Source organism: Tardiphaga sp. 285_C5_N1_2, assembly GCF_052076065.1.
Lineage (GTDB): Bacteria > Pseudomonadota > Alphaproteobacteria > Rhizobiales > Xanthobacteraceae > Tardiphaga > Tardiphaga robiniae.
The window spans coordinates 3,033,336-3,054,601 of the sequence record NZ_CP197241.1; the positions used below are offsets into that span (position 1 = coordinate 3,033,336).

General features: G+C 60.6%; 21 protein-coding genes. 10 read left to right on the plus strand and 11 right to left on the minus strand.

The window, feature by feature from the left end; genetic code table 11:
- Positions 1-184 precede the first annotated feature (184 nt).
- Together uvrA and AB7951_RS14490 are read left to right on the plus strand one after the other, a co-directional pair.
- Positions 185-3,163, plus strand: coding sequence for an excinuclease ABC subunit UvrA (gene uvrA, locus AB7951_RS14485; protein ID WP_120289879.1), 2,979 nt, complete (start codon positions 185-187; stop codon positions 3,161-3,163).
- Positions 3,164-3,224: 61 nt separating this feature from the next.
- Positions 3,225-4,064, plus strand: a complete 840-nt coding sequence (locus AB7951_RS14490) for a hypothetical protein (RefSeq protein WP_147421640.1) — start codon at positions 3,225-3,227, stop codon at positions 4,062-4,064.
- 155 nt (positions 4,065-4,219) lie between these two features.
- Here AB7951_RS14490 and AB7951_RS14495 read toward each other — a convergent pair whose 3' ends face one another.
- Complete coding sequence (locus AB7951_RS14495) at positions 4,220-4,360, minus strand: hypothetical protein (protein WP_165826921.1); 141 nt, start codon at positions 4,358-4,360, stop codon at positions 4,220-4,222.
- A 228-nt stretch (positions 4,361-4,588) separates the two neighbouring features.
- On the opposite strand from AB7951_RS14495, the gene AB7951_RS14500 reads away from it, so the two are divergent.
- Positions 4,589-5,224 carry an HAD-IA family hydrolase gene (locus tag AB7951_RS14500; protein WP_089264461.1) on the plus strand — a complete coding sequence of 212 codons (636 nt, stop codon included), beginning with the start codon at positions 4,589-4,591 and terminating at the stop codon, positions 5,222-5,224.
- 67 nt (positions 5,225-5,291) lie between these two features.
- Here the strand turns inward: AB7951_RS14500 and AB7951_RS14505 are convergent, their stop codons facing one another.
- Positions 5,292-5,696 (minus strand): SPW repeat domain-containing protein, encoded by a 405-nt coding sequence (locus tag AB7951_RS14505; protein ID WP_089264717.1) that lies wholly within the window; start codon positions 5,694-5,696, stop codon positions 5,292-5,294.
- Positions 5,697-5,980: 284 nt separating this feature from the next.
- On the opposite strand from AB7951_RS14505, the gene AB7951_RS14510 reads away from it, so the two are divergent.
- Both AB7951_RS14510 and AB7951_RS14515 read left to right on the plus strand, forming a co-directional pair.
- The gene (locus tag AB7951_RS14510; protein ID WP_120289883.1) at positions 5,981-6,265 is read left to right on the plus strand and encodes a GNAT family N-acetyltransferase; all 285 of its coding nucleotides are present in this window, start codon (positions 5,981-5,983) and stop codon (positions 6,263-6,265) included.
- Entirely contained in the window at positions 6,262-6,534 is a 273-nt protein-coding gene (locus AB7951_RS14515) for a GNAT family N-acetyltransferase (RefSeq protein ID WP_120289885.1), read from the plus strand. The genes AB7951_RS14510 and AB7951_RS14515 overlap by 4 nt, the downstream gene beginning before the upstream one ends.
- A gap of 160 nt (positions 6,535-6,694) precedes the next feature.
- Here AB7951_RS14515 and AB7951_RS14520 read toward each other — a convergent pair whose 3' ends face one another.
- Positions 6,695-7,486, minus strand: a complete 792-nt coding sequence (locus tag AB7951_RS14520; protein WP_120289887.1) for a fumarylacetoacetate hydrolase family protein — start codon at positions 7,484-7,486, stop codon at positions 6,695-6,697.
- Positions 7,487-7,602: 116 nt separating this feature from the next.
- Entirely contained in the window at positions 7,603-7,977 is a 375-nt protein-coding gene (locus AB7951_RS14525) for a DUF3597 domain-containing protein (protein WP_089264465.1), read from the minus strand.
- A 536-nt stretch (positions 7,978-8,513) separates the two neighbouring features.
- On the opposite strand from AB7951_RS14525, the gene AB7951_RS14530 reads away from it, so the two are divergent.
- Entirely contained in the window at positions 8,514-9,323 is an 810-nt protein-coding gene (locus AB7951_RS14530) for a lytic murein transglycosylase (protein ID WP_120289889.1), read from the plus strand.
- 61 nt (positions 9,324-9,384) lie between these two features.
- Here the strand turns inward: AB7951_RS14530 and AB7951_RS14535 are convergent, their stop codons facing one another.
- Positions 9,385-9,771 (minus strand): hypothetical protein, encoded by a 387-nt coding sequence (locus tag AB7951_RS14535; RefSeq protein WP_439061515.1) that lies wholly within the window; start codon positions 9,769-9,771, stop codon positions 9,385-9,387.
- Positions 9,772-10,390: 619 nt separating this feature from the next.
- Between AB7951_RS14535 and AB7951_RS14540 the strand changes: the two genes are divergently transcribed.
- The 3 genes from AB7951_RS14540 to AB7951_RS14550 all read left to right on the plus strand — a co-directional run bounded on the left by AB7951_RS14540 (position 10,391) and on the right by AB7951_RS14550 (position 13,312).
- A complete protein-coding gene (locus AB7951_RS14540; RefSeq protein WP_081421766.1) occupies positions 10,391-10,543 on the plus strand; it encodes a DUF1127 domain-containing protein in 153 nt (50 codons plus the stop codon).
- Positions 10,544-10,744: 201 nt separating this feature from the next.
- Positions 10,745-12,178 carry a methylenetetrahydrofolate--tRNA-(uracil(54)-C(5))-methyltransferase (FADH(2)-oxidizing) TrmFO gene (gene trmFO / locus AB7951_RS14545; RefSeq protein WP_120289894.1) on the plus strand — a complete coding sequence of 478 codons (1,434 nt, stop codon included), beginning with the start codon at positions 10,745-10,747 and terminating at the stop codon, positions 12,176-12,178.
- Positions 12,179-12,208: 30 nt separating this feature from the next.
- Positions 12,209-13,312 (plus strand): serine/threonine protein kinase, encoded by a 1,104-nt coding sequence (locus AB7951_RS14550; RefSeq protein ID WP_120289896.1) that lies wholly within the window; start codon positions 12,209-12,211, stop codon positions 13,310-13,312.
- On the opposite strand, the gene AB7951_RS14555 is transcribed toward AB7951_RS14550, so the two are convergent.
- From AB7951_RS14555 to yajC, 5 genes are read right to left on the minus strand one after another with little or no spacing between them, the layout of a single operon-like run.
- Complete coding sequence (locus tag AB7951_RS14555; RefSeq protein WP_120289898.1) at positions 13,304-14,149, minus strand: phytoene/squalene synthase family protein; 846 nt, start codon at positions 14,147-14,149, stop codon at positions 13,304-13,306. The two genes, AB7951_RS14550 and AB7951_RS14555, sit on opposite strands and share 9 nt — an antisense overlap.
- Positions 14,146-14,529, minus strand: a complete 384-nt coding sequence (locus AB7951_RS14560; RefSeq protein WP_089264470.1) for an Mth938-like domain-containing protein — start codon at positions 14,527-14,529, stop codon at positions 14,146-14,148. The genes AB7951_RS14555 and AB7951_RS14560 overlap by 4 nt, the downstream gene beginning before the upstream one ends.
- A 1-nt stretch (position 14,530) precedes the next feature.
- Positions 14,531-15,532 carry a protein translocase subunit SecF gene (gene secF / locus AB7951_RS14565; protein ID WP_170849718.1) on the minus strand — a complete coding sequence of 334 codons (1,002 nt, stop codon included), beginning with the start codon at positions 15,530-15,532 and terminating at the stop codon, positions 14,531-14,533.
- 31 nt (positions 15,533-15,563) lie between these two features.
- Positions 15,564-17,162, minus strand: a complete 1,599-nt coding sequence (gene secD, locus AB7951_RS14570; RefSeq protein ID WP_093758696.1) for a protein translocase subunit SecD — start codon at positions 17,160-17,162, stop codon at positions 15,564-15,566.
- A gap of 44 nt (positions 17,163-17,206) precedes the next feature.
- Positions 17,207-17,578: a preprotein translocase subunit YajC gene (gene yajC / locus AB7951_RS14575; protein ID WP_093758697.1), complete on the minus strand. Its 372-nt coding sequence runs from the start codon at positions 17,576-17,578 to the stop codon at positions 17,207-17,209.
- Positions 17,579-17,772: 194 nt separating this feature from the next.
- On the opposite strand from yajC, the gene AB7951_RS14580 reads away from it, so the two are divergent.
- Positions 17,773-18,756, plus strand: coding sequence for an ATP-binding protein (locus AB7951_RS14580; RefSeq protein WP_120290343.1), 984 nt, complete (start codon positions 17,773-17,775; stop codon positions 18,754-18,756).
- Positions 18,757-18,803: 47 nt separating this feature from the next.
- On the opposite strand, the gene metE is transcribed toward AB7951_RS14580, so the two are convergent.
- Positions 18,804-21,185: a 5-methyltetrahydropteroyltriglutamate--homocysteine S-methyltransferase gene (metE, locus tag AB7951_RS14585; protein ID WP_120289900.1), complete on the minus strand. Its 2,382-nt coding sequence runs from the start codon at positions 21,183-21,185 to the stop codon at positions 18,804-18,806.
- Positions 21,186-21,266 lie beyond the last annotated feature (81 nt).

Here is a 21,266-nt window from a genome sequence, read left to right on the forward strand (position 1 = left end):
CGTTCGATTTGCAGCCTTGCCTCGCAACCCCTCCGCCAACAAACCGTTGATCGTTGCTGCGGAGCACTGGAAATCCGTCCTCGTTCTTCCTATGTTCCGATGACAATCAATCGGCGTTGATCCCGGCCCGGCCGGCGGTGCGCGCCCGGATGAGCGCGCCTCGCGCGCTGGGGAATTGCCTGTTATGGACGAGATCATCAAGGCGAAGCGGCAGCAGGCCGCCGCGAACATGCGCAGCATCACCATCCGCGGCGCCCGCGAGCACAATCTCAAGAATGTCGACCTGACGATCCCGCGCGACAAGCTGGTGGTGTTCACCGGCCTGTCCGGCTCCGGCAAATCGTCCCTCGCCTTCGACACGATCTATGCCGAAGGCCAGCGCCGCTACGTGGAGTCGCTGTCGGCTTACGCCCGGCAATTCCTCGAGATGATGCAGAAGCCGGATGTCGACCAGATCGACGGCCTGTCGCCGGCCATCTCCATCGAGCAGAAGACCACCTCGAAAAATCCGCGCTCGACCGTCGGCACCGTCACCGAGATCTACGACTACATGCGCCTGCTGTGGGCGCGCGTCGGCATTCCCTATTCGCCGGCGACCGGCCTGCCGATCGAGAGCCAGACCGTGTCGATGATGGTCGACCGCGTGCTGGCGCTGCCGGAAGGCACGCGGTTGTATCTGCTGGCGCCGGTAGTGCGCGGCCGCAAGGGCGAGTATCGCAAGGAGCTGGCCGAATATCTCAAAAAGGGTTTTCAGCGCGTCAAGATCGACGGCACCTTCCATGAACTCGCCGAAGCGCCCGTACTCGACAAGAAGTTTCCGCATGACATCGACGTCGTCGTCGATCGCATCGTTGTCAGGCCGGATATCGGCCAGCGCCTCGCGGAAAGTTTCGAGACCGCGCTGAAGCTCGCCGAAGGTCTTGCGGTCATCGAATATGCCGATGCGCCTGCCGCTCCCGCGGAAGACAAGAAGTCCGACAAGAAGGTGGCGAAGATTCACGACAAGACAGGTGCCGAGCGCATCCTGTTTTCCGAGAAGTTCGCCTGTCCGGTCTCCGGCTTCACCATTCCGGAAATCGAGCCCAGACTGTTTTCGTTCAACAACCCCTATGGCGCCTGTCCGAAATGCGGTGGCCTCGGTGTCGAGCAGACCATCGATGCCGATCTCGTCATTCCCGACAAGGAACTGACGCTGCGCAAGGGCGCCATCGCGCCATGGGCGAAGTCGTCATCGCCTTATTACGTGCAGACGCTGACGGCGCTCGGCAAGTTCTACAAGTTCACCCTCGACACCAAGTGGAAGGACCTGCCGAAGAAGACGCAGAACGCCATCCTGCACGGCTCCGGCGATGACGAGATCAAGTTCTCCTATGAAGATGGCGTGCGCTCCTACGACACCAAGAAGCCGTTCGAGGGCGTCGTCACCAATATCGACCGCCGCTTCCGCGAGACCGAAAGCGAATGGGCGCGCGAAGAACTCGGCAAGTATTTTTCCGACGTGCCCTGCGATGCCTGCGAGGGTTATCGCCTGAAGCCCGAAGCGCTCAGTGTGAAGATCGGCGGCAAGCATATCGGCAACATCTCGGAAATGTCGGTGCGCAAGGCTGGCGACTGGTTCGAGTCCGTGCCGGATCTGCTCAACAAGCAGCAGAACGAGATCGCCGTCCGCATCCTCAAGGAAATCCGCGAGCGCCTCTCCTTCCTGCTCGATGTCGGCCTCAACTATCTCACGCTCGCCCGTTCCTCCGGCACGCTGTCCGGCGGCGAGAGCCAACGTATTCGCCTGGCGTCCCAGATCGGCTCGGGCCTCACCGGCGTGCTCTATGTGCTCGACGAGCCGTCGATCGGCCTGCATCAGCGCGACAATGCACGCCTGCTGGATACGCTGCGGCGGCTGCGCGATCTCGGCAATACCGTGATCGTGGTCGAGCATGACGAGGACGCGGTGATCGCGGCCGACTACGTGGTCGATGTCGGCCCCGGCGCGGGCACCCATGGCGGCAATATCGTCGCCCAGGGCACGCCCCAGGAGGTGATGAAGAATCCGAAGTCGCTGACCGGCAAATATCTCACCGGCGAAATGTCGGTGCCGGTGCCGGAGCGCCGGCCGCCGAACCATCGCCGCACCATCAAGGTCATCAATGCGCGTGGCAACAATCTCAAGAACGTCTCGGCGGAAGTGCCGCTCGGCCTGTTCACCGCCGTCACCGGCGTCTCCGGTGGCGGCAAGTCGACGCTGCTGATCGACACGCTCTACAAGGCGATCGCGCGAAAGCTCAACGGCGCCAGCGAAGGCGCCGCGCCGCATGACCGCATCGAGGGCCTGGAGCATATCGACAAGATCATCGAGATCGACCAGTCGCCGATCGGCCGCACGCCGCGTTCCAATCCCGCGACCTATACCGGCGCCTTCACGCCGATCCGCGAATGGTTTGCCGGCCTGCCGGAATCCAAGGCACGCGGCTACGAGGCCGGCCGGTTCTCGTTCAACGTCAAGGGCGGCCGCTGCGAGGCCTGCCAGGGCGACGGCGTCATCAAGATCGAGATGCACTTCCTGCCCGACGTCTATGTCACCTGCGACACCTGCAAGGGCAAGCGCTACAACCGCGAGACGCTCGAAGTTCTGTTCAAGGGCAAGTCGATCGCCGACGTACTCGACATGACCGTCGAGGAAGCCGCCGACTTCTTCAAGGCGGTGCCGCGCGTGCGCGAGACCTTCAAGACGCTGCACCGCGTCGGGCTGGATTACATCCATGTCGGCCAGCAGGCGACGACGCTATCCGGCGGCGAAGCGCAGCGCGTGAAGCTCGCCAAGGAGCTGAGCAAGCGTGCGACCGGTCGCACGCTCTACATTCTCGACGAGCCGACGACCGGACTCCACTTCCACGACGTCGCCAAGCTGCTCGAAGTGCTGCATGAGCTGGTGGCGCAGGGAAATACGGTGGTGGTGATCGAGCACAATCTCGAAGTCATCAAGACCGCCGACTGGGTCATCGACCTCGGCCCCGAAGGCGGCGACGGCGGCGGCGAAATCGTTGCCTGGGGCCCGCCGGAAGATATCGTCAAGGCACCGCGCAGCTATACGGGCAAGTTTTTGAAGCCGGTGCTGGAAAAGGCGGGGAAGCCGAAGAAACGGAAGCAGGCGAGCGAGGCCGCGGAGTGACGACTTAGTTCTGAAATGGCTCGATCGGAATCAATGATGGTAGACTAACTAGGTAGCAAAAATGACGGTGGTAGCGATTTGGTTTGAACCTTCCGATAGCGCTATATGGTCCGTTGCCGATACGCGGATTAGCACCACCGGTGAAACAGGTGGTCAGAACATTCGAACTGACAGCGGCGCGAAATTATTCTCGCTTCCAATCGCTTGCCGCAGAATGAGCTCAACTGCATCCTTTAATCCGTCACCCCACTTTGCCACATCACTAGGCTACTCATTCGCCGGCGACGTACTCCCGGCCACGATGACCTTTGCTACTGCCAGCACTTTTTTGCAGAATCTAGTGACTACCGGCTCAGCAAATCCACCAATGCTTAAAGATGTTGCCGAATTAGTGCGGCGTCTATCAGAGCGATTTTCCAAAGAGAGTTTGGCCGGCTCAAATGGTAAATATGGTCTATTCGAATCTGCAGTTTTCGGATGGTGCCCTCATCGTGATCGTTTTGCGATTTATCACCTATCACCAAAGCTAACGTCTTCTTCTTTTCTAGTTGAAATCACGGAAATTCTTCCGGCTGATGAATTCAGCGTAACAATTCTTGGAAGCGGAAAGAAAAGACTGCTCGAAAAAATTGAAAACATTCGAACGCACGGAGATAAATTTCTAAGGACTGCTCGAATCCCGAAATCAGCGGCTGAAGCGATAATCGAAGAAGATCAGGGTGACGTAGGTGGAAGTCTCTCCATCGGGATAGCAAATCGCTGGCGATATGATTTGTATTCTTGGGTGCATCCAGTCGAACCTGGAAGGCCGCAAGCGGTTATGAGCTTCAACGGAATAGACCTACAAAATGAAATAAATCATGTAGGACATTACCTCATTGGATTGAACGGCATCGCTTAGTAAAAAAGCTCTTGTTTCGACCGCACTGAATTCAAAATCCTTTCCGTATGCAACCGACAGCAAGCGTAACCCGGATGAGCGGAGCGATATCCGGGACGTGTGATTAATCCCATTTCCCGCATACGCTCATGGCGGGCTGCTACCCGACCCTGCCCTCACCTCAGCCCCGTCCCGTGACACCTCTGGCACTTCACCACCTTCTCGCCCTTCTTCAGCAGGCCCTTGCCTTCGCAATTCTTGCACTTCTGCTTCTTCTTGGTGTTGGGGCCTTTCTGGTTCGGTCTATCGTCTGCCATGAGGGCCTCCTGCGGGTGATATGAAATGGCAATGACGGACTTAGCACGCTTGCGTGCGGCTCGTGCATCGTTTCGCCGCGCGGATGCGGGTTGAAAACCGGGCCTGATGGGATCATCCTTCAGACGGGTCGCATATCGGCCACGACTCAGACGAGAACCAGCCCGTGACCGCCACTGCCAAACATCCAGCCGAGACCGAGACCCCGGCCACCTCCCCGCCCGCCAGCCATGCCCTATAAGCTCGCCATCTTCGATTTCGACGGGACCCTGTCCGACAGCTTTTCGTGGTTCCTCAGCGTCATCAATTCCGTCGCCGACAAGCACAAGTTTCAGCGCGTCGAACGCGACCGCATCGACGAGCTGCGGAGCGTCGGCGCCGGTGAGCTGATCCGGCTGCTCGGTGTCGCCAAATGGCGGATCCCGTTGATTGCGCGCGACATGCGCAAGCGCAAGGCGCAGCAGATCGACCGCATTTCGCTGTTCCCAGGCGTCGACCGCATGTTCTGTGAATTGAAGGCGCGTGGCATGACGATTGCGATCGTCAGCTCCGATAGCGAGGACAATGTCCGACACGTGCTCGGCGATCTCGATCAGCACGTCGCCTATTTCGCCTGCGGCGCCGGCCTGTTCGGCAAGACGGCGAAATTCCAGCGCATCCTTGAGCTCACCGGCATCTCTGTCGATGACACGATCAGCATCGGCGACGAGATCCGCGATATCGACGCTGCACGCGAGGCCGGGATCGATTTCGGCGCGGTGACGTGGGGCTATACCAGCGGAGCGGCCCTGAAAGCGCGCACGCCGAATTATGTGTTTTCCCGGATCGACGAAGTCATCGCGACGCTGGCTGTGCCAGGACGCTAACGGCCGGCCACAGACAGACGAAACCCGCCGGCCTCACGACATGACCGGCGGGCCTGATCGCTTGTTGTCACTGCCCGTGCTGGGCCATTTCCCCATCGCTCAAATCCCAGTCTTGCCACAACTGCAGTGCTGCCAGCAGCACCACGAGACCGCCGAGGCAGGTATGGATGAATCTGAGCATGCCGTCGCCGGAATAACCAAAGAAAAGTGGCGAGGCGATCAGCCACAGACCGAGAATGATCGCGGCCACCTCCTCCCAGCGTTGCAGCGCGACATACTCAAGCTGTGCAAGGCCAAATACCAGGACGCCAACCGCCACCGTGTTAATGATTATGGCGCTGGGGGTCCCCCCGGTATATTGATGACCGTTCTGCGTAGGAAACCAGGGCGAGAGCGCAATCAGAACGCCAAGCGCCATGCCAAACCAGTCTTCCCACGTGCGATGCGTACCGAGAAACCGAGAGTCTGACATCGTGACCTCCTCCAAAAGAGGCATACGTCAGCGGCCGTTGGCATGACACTCCAACTGTCAAACGACCGATCCGGCCGCTTTGGGGCGTATGTCTACAATTGACGTAGGAACCCGCTTTGCCTTTGCAAGGCCACGCCAAAGCCATTTTTCACAGCGCGCAGAACGGCAAAGAGCCCCGCGCGACGACACGGATTTCCCCTATCAGATGAAGCATGCGGCGGCTGCATTGCACCCGTTTGGAAATGACTGTTACCTTCTCCCGGACACCTGTGGATGGACTGAGAATGAGCAACGCGGTTTATAACAATACTTCGCTTCACCGTTTCGAACTTGCCGTCGACGGCCATATCGCTTTTTCCGAATATACCCGGACGTCCGATACCATCACCTTCGTCCACACCGTCGTGCCGCAGGAATTGGGCGGCAGAGGTATCGGCTCACAGCTTGCCCGCGGCGCGCTCGATGCCGTCCGCGCACAGGGATTGAAGGTCGTGGCGCAGTGCCCCTTCATCGCGGCATATATCGCGAAACATGCGGACTATCAGGATTTGCTGAAAGACGCGGCATGACCGGCGTTCGCGACAACAAGGCGCTCAATCGCTTCGAACTGGATGTCGGCGACTCCGTCGCCTTTGCGAATTATCACCGTGCTGGCGATCGCGTCATCATCACGCATACCGAAACGCCGCCTGCCCTGCGCGGCCGCGGCATCGCGTCAGAACTGGTCAAGGGCGCGCTGGCGTTGATCCGTGCGGATGGGCTGAAGGTCGTGGCGGGTTGTTCGTTCGTGGTGGATTATCTGCGCCAGCATGCGGACTATGCGGACCTGGTCGGCTAGCCACACACACGTCTTTCCGGGGCGCGAGCGCGACTTGGCGATCGCGAACCCGGAATCTGGAAATGTTTTGAGTTCTCATTGCATCGGGATTCCGGGTCTGCGCTTTAGTCGGCTCTGCCGACTTGCGCGCATCCCGGAATGACAAGTGTGTGGCAAAACCTCAAACGACCTTGATCGACATGTCCGGCAAGCCCTGGATCTTGCAAAGCAGCACGTCGCCTTTCACGACCGGGCCGACATTCTCTGGTGTGCCGGAATAGATGATGTCGCCGGCCTTCAGCTCGAAGGCGTCCGAGAGTTTCGATATCTGCTCGGCGACGCTCCAGATCATCTTGTCGAGGTCGGATGTCTGCTTCACGGTGCCATTCACGGCGAGCGAGATCGGACCCTTGGTCATGTGGCCGGTCTTGCTGGCCGGATGGATCGGGCCGATGACTGCGGCGTGGTCAAAACTCTTGCCGATCTCCCATGGCTTCTTCTCGTCGCCCATGGCGCGTTGCAGATCGCGGCGCGTCATGTCGAGTCCGACAGCATAGCCATAGACATGGTCGAGCGCCTTATCGACGGGGATATTGGTGCCGCCGGATTTCAGCGCGGCGACGAGTTCGACCTCGTAATGATAGTTCTTGGTGAGCGACGGATACGGGTGATCGGCGACCTCGCCGATCTTGACGTTCTGGATCGCGTCGGTCGGCTTCTGGAAGAAGAACGGCGGCTCGCGCGTCGGATCCGATCCCATCTCGCGGGAATGCGCTGCGTAGTTGCGGCCGATACAATAGATGCGGCGCACCGGAAACGCGTCGGTCTCGCCGACGATGGGAATCGTCACCGTCGCGACCGAGAATATGCCCTTGGGACCGGCCTGCGCCTGCGCGGCCTCGCCCGCCAATGCGCTGCCAGCCAGGGCAACGGCACCGGTGGTCAGAATCGTTCTGCGGTTGATGGGGTCCATGGCGTTTCTCCTCATATGTTTTGTTGTTTTCTGGTCTTGTATTTATGCGTGCTGGTATACCACAGCAAAAAGGCCCGCGCGAGCGCGGGCCTTCAACTCCGTCCCAAACGGAAAGTTTAGTGCTTGATGTCGGCCGGCAGCTTGCCACCATTGGCGGCGAGCTTGGTCATCATCTGCTTGTGCAGCCAGATGTTCATGCTGGCGGAATCGCTGGTGTCGCCGGTGTAACCGAGCTCCTTGGCGAGATCCTTGCGGGCCGACAGGCTGGAGTCGATGTCGAGCGCCTTCATCAGGTCGACGATCGAGGTCTTCCATTCCAGCTTCTCGCCCTTGGCCGCCACGGCCTTGTCGAGGATCGCAGCAACGTCAACACTGTCCATCGGCGCGGCGCCTGCGGGAGCCGAACCGCCGGCGGCCGGCGCGGCATCAGGGGATGCTGCACTGGCGCTGGTGCCGAAAATCGCGCCCATGATCTTTCCGAAAATGCTCATATGTCGCTCCCAATAGCTTTCGTGACAGATTGAAGAATTCGTGCCGTGTTTGGTTCCGGCAGCACCAGCCGGTTCATACTTGTATCCGCCCACCACTCGCTTGCCAATGCGACGCGATAGACTGCGGGGAAGAGTCGTTCCAAGCCGACTGCCCAAACCAACCGTCCAAGCCAGTTGGCAAAGTCATCGACAGACCGTTTGACGTCGGTAGCAAGGTCCGACTGAATTGAGGCGAAAGCCCGGCCGCTGCATTGCAGCGCTGTGAATGTCGGACGACATTTTCACCGAAGCGTGAGCCACGGCGCTAGATGCTGACCACGCCGCAAGACTGGCCGCTCATCATCGTCAATGGCGCAGCGACGAGTAACGTGGACCGCTGATCTCGCCCAATGACGGCCTCTCGCAGAATTGCGTGAGAGGCCGTCATGCTGTTCTGATATCACTGCGCAAGCCTTGTTTTGGCCGCGGTTCACCGGAAGGCTTATCGCGCAATATCGTCGCGACATTATTCACGATCGAATGAGAGCCTTGAGACCATGCGCGCCCTGCTTTGTACGTTTCTGCTTGGTACAGTCCTGATCTCGCCAGCGCCGGCCGTTGCTGCGCCCTCCTGCGGCACAGGCAGTTTCGATGGTTGGCTCGCCGCCTTCAAGACGGAAGCCGTCGGTAAGGGCATTTCGCAGAAGACCGTCGATGCGGCACTGACCGGCGTCACCCTCGACAACAGCGTGCTATCGCGCGATCGCGGCCAGCAGGTCTTCAAGCAAAGCTTCGAGGAATTTTCCGGGCGCATGGTGCCACCAAGGCTGCGTCGCGGCAGCGACATGCTGAAGCGTTACGGCTCGGTGCTCGGACGCATCGAACAGCAATATGGCGTGCCCGGTCCGGTGCTGGTGGCGATCTGGGGGTTAGAGACCGACTATGGCGTGAACGTCGGCAAATTCCCTACCATCCGCGCCATCGCGTCGCTCGCATATGATTGTCGACGCGCCGAGATGTTTCGCGGTGAATTGCTCGATGCCCTGCGCATCGTCGACCGCGGCGACCTCGCGCCTGCAGAGATGCATGGCGCCTGGGCCGGCGAAATCGGTCAGACGCAATTCATGCCATCGTCCTACCTGAAATTCGCTGTCGACTTCGACGGCAATGGCCATCGCGACCTGCTGCGCAGCGCGCCCGACGTGCTGGCCTCAACGGCAAACTATCTCGCCAGTTATGGCTGGAAGCGCGATCAGGATTTTGCGCCGGGGACTGCGAACTTCGCGGTCATTCAGCAGTGGAACAAGAGCGAGGTCTATTCGAAGACCATCGCCACTTTCGCCAGTCAGCTCGCCAAAGAACCGTAGACTCGCATGAGATGATGGAAGGGCCGTCCGCTCCTCAGCAAGCGGCCCCTCCCGTGATGTCCTACTTCGTCATGCCAACATGCATGGCCCTGGTCAGATGGACAGCACACACGCCCATCTTGTTGTCGAGCAACGCGGTCTGCGCATCCGTCATTTCCTTGAACGCAACCCACTTCGCATCGCCGTCCGGCATCGCTTCAACGGCGGTTTCGGTTTTCAGCAGGTTGCTGCCGCTGCAGCCTTCCATACGCGCAGCCGAAGCCGGCACCGCAGCGAACACAACAGCAGCCATGGCGGCCGCTCCCAGTAATCTTGTGATCATCTTATTTGTCCTTCGCAACAGAACCGACGCCATTGCCGGATTCTGTAGAAGGAATTGATACGTCCCGCTGCGATCCAGGAAATAACAGCCGCAGTGAATTGAATGTGAGCCGGTTGTGATCGCCACCAAGAACACTCAACTTTTTGGCGCTTCAGACATCACGAGCAACAAACTTACACAAATGTAATTCGCGCGATTTCACTGACGTCGCGGCATCGGCCTTTTGATGTGCTTCCGGAGGCCAGCAGCAACCGCGTTTCGCGCAGGACCTCGAGTTGCATATGTATTTGCCTTCACGCATGCAGTTTAGAGAAAAGTTGCCCCGCAAGCCTCACGTAAGGATGATTTATTGTTCACTCCTAATACTCGTATGCGAATCACGCATAGCGACGCCAGACAGGAACTTACGAGGAACCGCCGAGTGGGCTGGCTGATTGAGGTCAGAAAGGCTTTATCGCGCCGGTTCAGCCGGCGGCATCCGGCTGAGCTTTGGAACACCTCCAAACGCATGATTTAACTGACTAATTAACAGCTATAATCATCGCTAAAGGTGCCTCAATACGCACTATGCCCGCAAAATCACCTCCGAGCGCCGAGAGGTTAATCATTCCTTGCGCGAGCTATGCAGTCTTTGACTAGCTGCATCGCAACATCTCGACTGCTGCACTGCGATATTGTCACCTATATTCACTTCAACAGCGAAGCACCTCGCAAGAGATGAATCGCTTAACGAAGGAGAACTCAAATGCTGCTTTCATTCATCCGCATGATCCAGGCGTTCCGCGACTATCAGCGCAACGTTGCCGAACTCTCCCAGCTCAGCGATCGCGAGCTTTCCGACATCGGTCTCGACCGTTCGGACATTCCGCGTGTTGCTTCTGGCGCCTATAACGGTTGATCCGTCAGGACGTTCTATCCTGTCCTGCCTGACGTTTCACGGATTGCGCCCGCCTCGCGCGGGCGCAATCGTGGTTCCCTGAAGACACCGTCTTCGGAGCCAGACGCCTTCGAACCAAAGCGGCTTCAAAGCTTTGGCTAACCGGCCGAATTTCCGCGAAGCGAATTCCACTTCGCGCCGAAACGCGCTACATGCGGGGCCATGACAACAGCCCCAAACCTAGACGACTGCGTCCATGTGATCGGCGCGGGCCTCGCCGGCTCGGAAGCCGCCTGGCAGGTCGCCAATGCCGGCATTCCCGTGATCTTGCACGAGATGCGGCCGCACCAGATGACCGACGCCCATCGCACCGATGGCCTCGCCGAGCTGGTCTGCTCCAATTCCTTCCGTTCTGACGACGCGCTCAACAACGCTGTCGGCCTGCTGCACGCCGAAATGCGCAAGCTGGGCTCGCTGATCATGCGCTGCGCCGATGCCAACCAGGTGCCCGCCGGTGGTGCACTGGCAGTGGATCGCGACGGCTTCTCCGATGCCGTGACCAAGGCACTCAACGACCACCCGCTCATCACCATCGACCGCGCCGAAGTCGCCGGCCTGCCGCCTTCCGACTGGCGCAATGTCATCGTCGCGACAGGGCCATTGACCTCAGCAGCGCTCGCGGACGGCATCCGTGGGCTGACCGACGAGAACGCGCTGGCCTTCTTCGATGCCATCGCACCGATCGTGCACAAAGACTCGATCGACATGGAGATCGCCTGGTTCCAGTCGCGCTACGACAAGGTGGGGCCCGGCGGCACCGGCGCCGACTACATCAACTGCCCGATGACCCATGAGCAATATGATGCCTTCATTGATGCGCTGCTGGCGGGCGAAAAGACCGACTTCAAGGAATGGGAAACCAACACGCCCTATTTCGACGGCTGCCTGCCCATTGAAGTGATGGCCGAGCGCGGCCGCGAGACGCTGCGTCACGGCCCGATGAAGCCTGTGGGTCTGACCAACCCACGCGATCCCCTGGTGAAGCCCTATGCCATCGTGCAGCTGCGCCAGGACAACAAGCTCGGCACGCTCTACAACATCGTCGGCTTCCAGACGAAGCTGAAATACGGCCCGCAGCAGCAGGCGCTCCGCATGATCCCCGGCCTGCAGAATGCCGAATTCGCACGGCTTGGCGGCCTGCATCGCAACACCTTCCTGAATTCGCCAAAGCTGCTCGACGAGCAACTCCGCCTGAAGGCGCAACCGCGCCTGCGTTTCGCCGGCCAGATGACCGGCTGCGAAGGCTATGTGGAGTCCGCCAGCGTCGGCCTGATCGCCGGCCTCTATGCCGCGGCCGATGCCAAGCGCCAGTCGCTGGCGCCCCCGCCCGTGACGACGGCTCTGGGCTCGTTGCTCGGCCACATCACCGGCGGCCATATCGAAACCATCGATGCAGGACCGCGCTCGTTCCAGCCGATGAACATCAATTTCGGCCTGTTCCCGCCGCTGGCTCAGGCGCCTACCAAGAAGCCCGACGGCTCGCGGCTGCGCGGCAATGAGAAGACCGTTGCCAAGAAGCAAGCGATGAGCGTGCGGGCGCTGGCCGACATGGATGACTGGATTGCCGCCAGCCTGCCCGTTGCAGCCGCGGCATGACGCCGGCGATTTGAATTTCAGGATTGTTCGATGAGTTTGCCGCCACAGGACGCCGCTGCGCTGTCCAAGACCTGGACCGAAGGCGTGTTGCTGAAACGCGACGTGTTCTCGACCGTCGAGCGCGGCCGCTATCGCACGTCATCGGGCGAAGTCGATGCGGTGCTGCGCCGGCTCGACCAGGTGCCGTGGTGGTCATATCTGCTGGCGCTGCATCTGTTCACGCGGGAACGCCGCGCACTGACGCTGGCGCGCGATCTGCGCGTCGGGCCTGAATTGCTCTGGGCCGGCGACCGCGCGCTGGTGCGCGGCTTCATCGACGGCGTCGCACTGCATCTCGCCAAGCCGCATCACGATGCGCGCTATTTCAAATCCGCGAAGCTGGCGCTGCGCAAGCTGCATCGCATGGGCGTGTGCCATAACGATCTCGCCAAGGAACAGAACTGGCTGCGCGGCAGCGATGGCCTCGCCTACGTCACCGACTTCCAGCTCGCGGTCTGTTTCAAGTCTCGCAGCCAGCTGTTTCGTATCGCCGCCTATGAAGATCTGCGTCACCTCCTGAAGCACAAGCGCACTTACGCGCCAGAACTGCTGACGCCGAAGGAAAAGGCGATCCTGGCGAAGAAGTCGCTGCCGGCGCGGATCTGGCTGATGACCGGCAAGAAGGTCTATCGCGCCATCACACGCGGCATCTTCAACTTCACCGACCGCGAGGGCGGCGGCAAGCGTCTGGTCAACGACGCGCCCCCTCTGCTCGAGATCATCAAACAGAACCCGGCAGTGCGCGACGCGTCGATCGTCGCCTTTGCCGACCGGCGCACCGGCGTCGGCCTCTATGCATTCGTGGAAGCCGATGATGTCGCGCTGGAAGTGAAGCTGCAGGGTGAACTGGCTGCCACAAAGGGGGCGAAGCCGCCTGAGCATCTGCAGGTCGTCGCAGCCTTGCCCCGCGACGCGTCAGGCCGCATTCGCACCGAAGTGCTGCAGCTCGTCGCCATGAACCAGGTCGATCTGCTGGAGCCATTGATGACCAGCGACGCCGACCGCGCATTCCTGAAGGGCATCCTGGAGTCGCGGAAGAACCTGCGCGACCGTTTCAACTTCGAGACGACAGACCAGAAGCTGACGTCACACTGAGCGCGAGGCGCGCCAGAGCGTCCACAGGGTCCGCAGCCGCGATCTGACATGGAGCTCGAACGGATCGTGATCCGCTCGGGCCATTTGCGCCAGATCGTGCTTCACCAGCGCCATGGGCAGGAACGCCGCGCGCGCCGCCGGTACTACATCCGCAAGCATTCCCTGCGCTGTCGCGAGTTGCTCCTGCGCACCTGATATCAGCCGATCCAGCGTTTCGCGGATACCGAGCGTCATCTTGCCGGCAAACATCTGATCGGCGCTGCTGCCGTTCTGCAGGAGCATGTCCTGCGGAACGAACAATTGCCGCCGCATCGTGTCGTAGGGCAAACGCGCGATGATCCGCGCGACACCTTGGGCAAGTCCGACATGCTCGGCGACATGAGCGCTGGCCTCGGACCCGTCGCCGAGGATCTTTGCCGATGAGAACAGCAAAGTCCCGAGCGTATCGCGAAAGTGGCTCTCGAGCAGCGCGAGATCCGGCATCGGGTCGTTGTAGAGATCGAAGATGTGCACATCGATCAGCTTGGACAGCATGTCGATGGAAAGATCATGCGCGCGGATCGCTAGCAGTAATTCGGCAGCAACGGGGTTCTGTTCGACATCGCCATGACCTGCGCCGGCCAGCATATCGGTCCACCATTGCAACCGGATCTCGCCAGGCAATGGCTGTTTCACGAGCTCGCGGACGCGGGTAATTTCCGTATTGAACGCATAGAGCGCCAGCAGCGAACGGCGCTTGTCGGCAGGCACGAACAAGGTCGCCGCGTAGCGGTCAAAGTCATGGCTGCGCACCAACTCCGCGCAGAAAGCCGCGGAGCTCTGATCAGCACCACTCATGGCACCGCGATCAGCGCAGCGGCAACGCGGCGGCGCTCGCCCAACATGACATTATAGGTGCGGATCGCCGGGCCGGTTTGCATCGCGTCGATCACCACGTGAAGATTGCGCAAGGCGTTGCGAAGATCGTTCGGGACGATCCAGACCTCGTTGCCAGTGCCGATGATCAGCGTGTCGATGCCCGCTGCGCCTTCGAACACACGCCGCAGCGAATGGCGGTCGATGTCACTGGCCTTGGTCACCGACCACGCCCACACCGCATCGGGCAGGCAGAGCAGCGAGCCCTGATGCGACATGGTGTCGAAGTGGAAGCCGCCCTTGCCGTAGGCTTCGATGGCGGCCGAGCGCGGAAGGTGCGGCGCTTCGGGATCGACCGGCATCTCAGGGCTTCGGCTTCGCGGCCGGCTTGTCGGCGTCTTCGCGGTGTTCGCCGACGCCGAGATAGATCAGCAGCGGCGCAGCGATGAAGATCGAGGTGTAGGTGCCGACCAGCACGACGCCGAAGATCATGACGGCGGTGAAGGAGTGGATCGCCTGGCCGCCAAACGCGTAGAGCGCCAGCAGCGCCAGCGTCACGGTGACGTGGGTGATGATCGAACGCGACAGCGTCGAATTGATCGACTCGTTCAGCAGCTCCGGCATCGGCATCTTCTTGTAGCGACGCAGAATCTCGCGAATACGATCGTAGATGACCACGGTGTCATTCAGCGAATAACCGAGAATGGTCAGCAGCGCCGCAATACTGGTGAGATCGAAGTCGACCTGCGTGATCGACATGAAGCCGATCGTCAGCACGATATCGTGGACGTTGGCGATCATGGCGCCCAAGGCGAACTGCCATTCGAAGCGGAACCAGAGATAGATCAGGATGCCCATGATCGCGACGATCAGGCCGAGCATGCCGTAAGCCAGCAATTCGCCGGAGACGCGCGGACCCACCACTTCGACGCGGCGATATTCGACGCTGTCACCGAGGGCTGCACGAACCTTCTGAACGGCGGCCTGCTGCGCGGCATCGCCACCCGGCTGTTCGGCCAGACGGATCAGCACGTCGGCCGCGCCGCCGAACTGCTGCAGCTGCACGTCGCCGAGTTGCAGGGCGGCGAGCGTCGAGCGCATCGCGCTGATATCGGCCGTACCGGATTTGGCCTGGACTTCGAGCAGCGTGCCACCCTTGAAGTCGATGCCGAAATTCAGCCCGTGCGTGAAGAACAGCACGATGGCGAGGATCGACAGCAGCGCCGAAATCGGGAACGAGATGCGGCGGAAGCGCGTGAAATCGAACTTCGTATCGTCGGGGACGATGCGGAGCGACGGCAACAGATCGAAGATCGCCACGATCGACAGAATGACGATCAGCGCGCCCAGGCCTGCCAGAACCATTTGTGTCGTTGTCAAAGTCTGCTCCGTAAACTCAAATCGGCACGCTGGTCGGCCGCTTCCACCTGACCCAGCCGGCGACGATCAGACGGGTCACGGTGAAGGCCGTGAAAACCGTTGTGATGATGCCAATGCCAAAGGTCACGGCGAAGCCGCGGACCGGTCCGGTGCCGATGTAAAACAGCACCGCAGCGGCGATGAAGGTCGTGATGTTGGAATCCAGAATGGTCGCCAGCGCGCGCTTGAAGCCAGCATCGATCGCCGAAATGGCGGTGCGGCCGGCGCGCAATTCCTCGCGGATGCGCTCATAGATGAGCACGTTCGAGTCCACGGCGATGCCGACCGTTAGCACGATGCCAGCGATGCCGGGCAGCGTCAGCGTGGCGTTGAGCAGCGACAGGATACCGAAAATCATCAGAACGTTGATGGTCACCGCGATATTGGCGAACAGGCCGAACAGGCGGTAGGTCAGCAGCATGAAGACGATGACGAGGATCGACCCGACATAGGCCGCAAGCTCGCCCTTGGCGATCGAGTCGGCGCCGAGGCCGGGGCCAACGGTACGCTCCTCGATGATGCTGAGCGGCGCAGGCAGCGCGCCAGCACGCAGCAGGATCGCGAGATCATTGGCGCCCTGCACCGTGAAGCTGCCAGAGATCTGGCCGGAGCCGCCGGTGATCGGCTCGCGAATGACCGGGGCGGAGACCACTTCGTTATCGAGCACAATGGCGAAGGGCAGATTGACGTTCTTCACCGTGGCATCGGCAAACTTGCGCGCGCCGGACGTGTTGAAACGGAAGGAGACGATCGGCTCGTTGGTGCGCTGATCGAAGCCCGGCTGCGCATCGGTCAGGTCAGCGCCCGAGACCAGCACTTCCTTCTTCACGAGATACGGCGTCTTCGGAGATTGCGAGCTCATCAAGAGTTCGGAGTCCGGCGGCACCCTGCCTTGTGCCTGCTCGGCCGGGAGCGAGGTGTCGACCATGCGGAAGTCGAGCTTCGCCGTCTTGCCAAGCAGTTCCTTGAGACGGGTCGGATCCTGCAGACCCGGCACCTGCACCAGGATGCGGTCGAGACCCTGACGCTGGATCAGCGGTTCGACGGTGCCAAGTTCGTTGACGCGGCGCTCGACGATCTGAATCGACTGTTCGACCGACTGGCGGATGCGGTCATTGATCGCTGCCGGCGGCACCGAAAGGCGGATCAGGCCGTTGCCGGCATCCGACACTTCGAGGCTGCGCTGGCCGCTCTGCCCCATCAGGCCGCCGAGCGGCTGCGACAGTTCACGCAGCTTGGTGAGCGCGGTCTGATACTCGGTGTCCTTGGTGATACGGACTTCGACATTGTCGCCGCGAACGCCAAGGCCGGTATAGACGATCTTGGCGTCACGCAGTGTGCGGCGGACGTCGTCGCGCACCTGATCGAGCTTGTCCTTCTTGACCGAATTGGCATCGACTTCGAGCAGGATGTGCGAGCCGCCCTGCAAGTCGAGGCCCAGCACCAGATGGCGCTGCGCCCATTTCGGCCAGGTTTTCACGGTAGCTTCGGGGAAGAAATTCGGAACCGCGCACAGGCAGACCACGAGCGCCGTCAGAATGACCGCCAGCGCCTTCCACCGCGTGAAATACAACATCGAGATGATCCGTCAGATTCTTGAAATGGCGACGCGCAAACGCATCAGCTCGCGGCCGCGTCGTCCTTGGCATCAGCCTTGTCCGCCTTCTCCTTGGCGGGCTCACCCTTGGTGCGCACGCCTGAGATCATCGTGCGGAGCTGACGTACGCGAACGCCTTCAGCGAGTTCGAACTCGACCTGCTCGTCATCGACCACCTTGGTGACCTTGCCGACGAGACCGCCCGAGGTGACGATGGTGTCGCCGCGGCGGATGTTCTTCACCATCTCGGCGTGGTCCTTCACCTTCTTCTGCTGCGGACGCAGGATCAGGAAGTACATGATCACGAAGATCAGAGCGAAAGGCAGCAGCGACATCAGCATGCTGTTGGTGTCGCCGCCGGCTGCAGCCTGGGCAAACGCAGGGGTAATGAACATCGGGAAGTCCTCGTAAACGCTGGGGAATAAACCGGCGACGCGTCGGCGTTCGGCCGGTTTGGGTAAATTCGCGCGGACTATAGCGGCCGGCGTCCCAATTGCAACGCCGGTAAACCCTCTGATTTGTCTGCGATTTGTACCGCTTGCGGATGTGTTCCGGGCTCGATATGGGTGCGCGCCGAGGAAAGTCAAAAATGTCAAAAAAGCCCAATAAAACAAGCCGCCGCCCTGCCAAAAAGGCCCCTGCGACCCGCACGTCCAAGACCGTCCGCACGACCGCGGCAAAACGTCCGCGACCAGCCGCCGCCCCCCAGATCGATGAGCGGATCGCGCTCGCCCTTGAGACCATTGCCGCCGGCATGGCTGCCGCGGCGCCGAAGTTGTCCAACGCTGATTCTCTGGGCTGCGCCGAAGCCTTTATCTGGCATCCCGACGGCCGCCTTGCGCCGGTGCCGAAGGTCTCGAGGGTCGATATCGGCCTGCTGCAGGGCATCAACCAGCAGGTCGACACCCTGATCGAGAACACCCGACGCTTCGCCAACGGCCTGCCGGCCAACAACGCGCTGCTCTGGGGCGCGCGCGGCATGGGCAAGTCATCGCTGGTCAAGGCCGCGCATGCCTCGGTCAATGCCAGCAAGTCCGTCGCTGGTCGTCTCAAGCTGGTCGAGATTCATCGCGAGGACATCGAGAGCCTGCCGGCGCTGATGGAACAGATCCGCGCCTCGGATTTCTATTTCATCGTGTTCTGCGATGATCTTTCTTTCGACGGCAACGATGCGTCCTACAAATCGCTGAAAGCCGTATTGGAAGGCGGCATCGAAGGCCGGCCGGACAACGTGATCCTCTATGCGACCTCGAACCGCCGCCATCTTCTGGCGCGCGAGATGATCGAGAACGAACGCTCGACCGCGATCAATCCCGGCGAAGCGGTCGAAGAGAAGGTGTCGCTGTCGGATCGTTTCGGCCTCTGGCTCGGCTTCCACAAATGCAGCCAGGACGAATATCTCGACATGGTGCGCGGCTATTGCAGCCACTATGGCCTCAAGACCGACGCCGCCGAACTGGAACGCGACGCGCTGGAATGGTCGACCACCCGCGGCTCGCGATCAGGTCGCGTGGCTTGGCAGTTCGTACAAGAACTCGCAGGACGCCTGGGCGTGAAGCTGCCCACAAAGTAAAGGCAAATGCCGCCCCGTCATGACAACGGGGCGGCATTCGACTCGCCCTAGGCGAGACTTCGCAACTCACGTGCCGCCGCGACCATATTCACGAGCGCAGGCCGCACCTCCTCCCATTTGCGGGTTTTCAGTCCACAATCGGGATTGATCCAGAGCTGGGAGTCCGCCAGCCGCTGCCGCGCAAGCTTGAGCAGATCGACCATATCGCGCGTTTCAGGCACCCGCGGCGAGTGGATGTCATAGACCCCGGGACCTATCTCGTTTGGATACTTGTAGGTCCTGAACGCATCGAGCAGTTCCATCTTCGACCGTGACGTTTCGATGGAGATCACGTCGGCGTCCATGGCACCGATAGCGTCGATGATGTCGTTGAACTCCGAGTAGCACATATGCGTATGGATCTGCGTGTCGTCACGCACACCCGACGAACAGATACGGAAGCTCTCCACGGCCCAATCGAGATAGGATTTCCATTCCGATTTGCGCAGCGGAAGCCCTTCGCGGAGTGCCGCTTCGTCGATCTGGATCATACCGGCCCCAGCCTTTTCCAGATCGAGCACCTCATCGCGTATCGCGAGCGCGATCTGGCGACACGCAACTTCGCGGGGAATGTCGTCACGCACGAATGACCAGTTCAGAATCGTGACGGGCCCTGTCAGCATCGCCTTCATCGGCCGCTCGGTGAGCGACTGCGAGTACTGCCACCATTCGACTGTCATGGGATGCGGCCGGGACACGTCGCCGAACAGCACAGGTGGCCGCACGCAGCGGGAACCGTAGGACTGCACCCAGCCGTATTTGGTGAAGGCGAAGCCGGCGAGCTGTTCGCCAAAATACTGCACCATGTCGTTGCGCTCGAACTCGCCATGCACCAGCACGTCGAGACCGATATTCTCCTGCCAGCGCACCGCCCTCGCCGTCTGGTTCTGCAGGAACGTCTTGTAGGCAGCATCGCTGAGCGTGCCCCTGACATGGGCCCCGCGAGCGTTTCTCACTTCCGCGGTCTGCGGAAACGAGCCGATGGTCGTTGTCGGAAATGCCGGCAGTTTGAAGCGTCGGTGCTGTTCGGCAGCGCGCGTGGCAAAGTCACTGCCCCGACGACGCATGGTCGCGTCAACAGAGGCTACGCGTTTGGCGACCGCAAGATCGTGGATCTTCGACGACGCCAGTCGCGCAGCCGCCGCCGCATCCGACGCAGCGAGCTTTGCGGCGACATCCGCGCGACTACCAGCCAAGGCGGATCCGAGCGCCGCCAGTTCCTCCATTTTCTGGACTGAAAAGGCCAGCCAGCTTCTGACGTCCGGATCGAGCTCGGTCTCAAGGCCGAGATCAATCGGCACATGCAGCAGTGAGCAGGACGGCGCCAGCTCAACGCGATCCCGCCCCAGGAGATCGACCATGGGTTCCAACCCATCGAGCAGACTGGACAGATCGGACCGCCATATATTACGTCCATCGATCACGCCGAGCGAGAGGACCATGTCTTTGGGCGCCTTCGCAGCGACTTCATCGAACTGGTCCTGCGCGCGGACCAGATCGAGATGAAGCCCGGCGACGGGAAGCGACAGGGCCAGATCGAGGTTGTCGCCAAGTTCGCCAAAATAAGTGTTCAGCATGATCCTGAGTTGCGGGACCGCTTCTGCAAAGGCGGCGTAAGTCCGCTGCAGCGCCTGCTGGGCCGGTGCGTCGAGATCGAGCACCAGACACGGCTCGTCCAGTTGTACCCATTCGGCGCCTCTGTCGGCCAATTCCCCGAGCACCTCGACGTAAACAGGCAGCAATCTGTCGAGCAGCGTCACCGGATCGAATGACGCATCCGCACTCTTGGCCAGTTTCAGATAGGTCACAGGCCCAACCAGCACAGGTCGTGTCTGATAGCCCAGCGATCTCGCCTCTTCGTACTCCTTGATCGGCTTGCGCGATGCGAGACTAAACGTCTGATCCGGCGTCACCTCCGGGACCATGAAATGGTAGTTGGTATCAAACCACTTGGTCATCTCCTGCGCTGGCACGCCGTGGGACGCATCATGAGACCCATGCGTACAGGCCTCGTCATGCGCGGTGCCTTGTGATCCACGTGCCATGGCAAAATAGGTCGCGAAGGAAACGTCTCCGCCCTTCCAGCCATAGACCTTCGGAATGGCGCCTACCATGACGCTGGTATCGAGTACCTGATCGTAGAACGAGAAGTCGTTCGACGGCATGACCGTGATCCCAAGCGACTTCTGACGTGCCCAGTTTGCGGCACGCAGCCCGACGCCGACATCGATCAGCGCATTCTCGTCGATTGCACCGGACCAATAGCTTTCCAGCGCCATCTTGAGCTCACGCCGCGGACCGATCCGTGGCGTTCCCAATGTAGCAACAGGAAGCGAGGACGTAGATTTGGCAGAAGACTTGGAAGAAGTAGACTTTGACACAGTAGACATGGCTTAACCCCAATGATTGGGGGCAAAAGGCCAAAGTGACACGTCTGGATTCCACGACGGCAGTCGCGGAATCGCAACCGC

Excerpts from the sequence above, each read along its gene's own strand:
- secD (WP_093758696.1), bottom strand. The coding sequence starts at position 17,162 with ATGTTGTATTTCACGCGGTGGAAGGCGCTGGCGGTCATTCTGACGGCG.
- secF (WP_170849718.1), bottom strand. The coding sequence starts at position 15,532 with ATGGTTCTGGCAGGCCTGGGCGCGCTGATCGTCATTCTGTCGATCGTG.
- AB7951_RS14550 (WP_120289896.1), top strand. The coding sequence starts at position 12,209 with ATGAGTTTGCCGCCACAGGACGCCGCTGCGCTGTCCAAGACCTGGACC.
- AB7951_RS14525 (WP_089264465.1), bottom strand. The coding sequence starts at position 7,977 with ATGAGCATTTTCGGAAAGATCATGGGCGCGATTTTCGGCACCAGCGCC.
- AB7951_RS14505 (WP_089264717.1), bottom strand. The coding sequence starts at position 5,696 with ATGTCAGACTCTCGGTTTCTCGGTACGCATCGCACGTGGGAAGACTGG.
- metE (WP_120289900.1), bottom strand. The coding sequence starts at position 21,185 with ATGTCTACTGTGTCAAAGTCTACTTCTTCCAAGTCTTCTGCCAAATCT.
- uvrA (WP_120289879.1), top strand. The coding sequence starts at position 185 with ATGGACGAGATCATCAAGGCGAAGCGGCAGCAGGCCGCCGCGAACATG.
- AB7951_RS14530 (WP_120289889.1), top strand. The coding sequence starts at position 8,514 with ATGCGCGCCCTGCTTTGTACGTTTCTGCTTGGTACAGTCCTGATCTCG.
- AB7951_RS14555 (WP_120289898.1), bottom strand. The coding sequence starts at position 14,149 with ATGAGTGGTGCTGATCAGAGCTCCGCGGCTTTCTGCGCGGAGTTGGTG.
- AB7951_RS14495 (WP_165826921.1), bottom strand. The coding sequence starts at position 4,360 with ATGGCAGACGATAGACCGAACCAGAAAGGCCCCAACACCAAGAAGAAG.
- yajC (WP_093758697.1), bottom strand. The coding sequence starts at position 17,578 with ATGTTCATTACCCCTGCGTTTGCCCAGGCTGCAGCCGGCGGCGACACC.
- AB7951_RS14520 (WP_120289887.1), bottom strand. The coding sequence starts at position 7,486 with ATGGACCCCATCAACCGCAGAACGATTCTGACCACCGGTGCCGTTGCC.
- AB7951_RS14540 (WP_081421766.1), top strand. The coding sequence starts at position 10,391 with ATGCTGCTTTCATTCATCCGCATGATCCAGGCGTTCCGCGACTATCAG.
- trmFO (WP_120289894.1), top strand. The coding sequence starts at position 10,745 with ATGACAACAGCCCCAAACCTAGACGACTGCGTCCATGTGATCGGCGCG.
- AB7951_RS14500 (WP_089264461.1), top strand. The coding sequence starts at position 4,589 with ATGCCCTATAAGCTCGCCATCTTCGATTTCGACGGGACCCTGTCCGAC.
- AB7951_RS14560 (WP_089264470.1), bottom strand. The coding sequence starts at position 14,529 with ATGCCGGTCGATCCCGAAGCGCCGCACCTTCCGCGCTCGGCCGCCATC.
- AB7951_RS14515 (WP_120289885.1), top strand. The coding sequence starts at position 6,262 with ATGACCGGCGTTCGCGACAACAAGGCGCTCAATCGCTTCGAACTGGAT.
- AB7951_RS14510 (WP_120289883.1), top strand. The coding sequence starts at position 5,981 with ATGAGCAACGCGGTTTATAACAATACTTCGCTTCACCGTTTCGAACTT.
- AB7951_RS14490 (WP_147421640.1), top strand. The coding sequence starts at position 3,225 with ATGACGGTGGTAGCGATTTGGTTTGAACCTTCCGATAGCGCTATATGG.
- AB7951_RS14580 (WP_120290343.1), top strand. The coding sequence starts at position 17,773 with ATGTCAAAAAAGCCCAATAAAACAAGCCGCCGCCCTGCCAAAAAGGCC.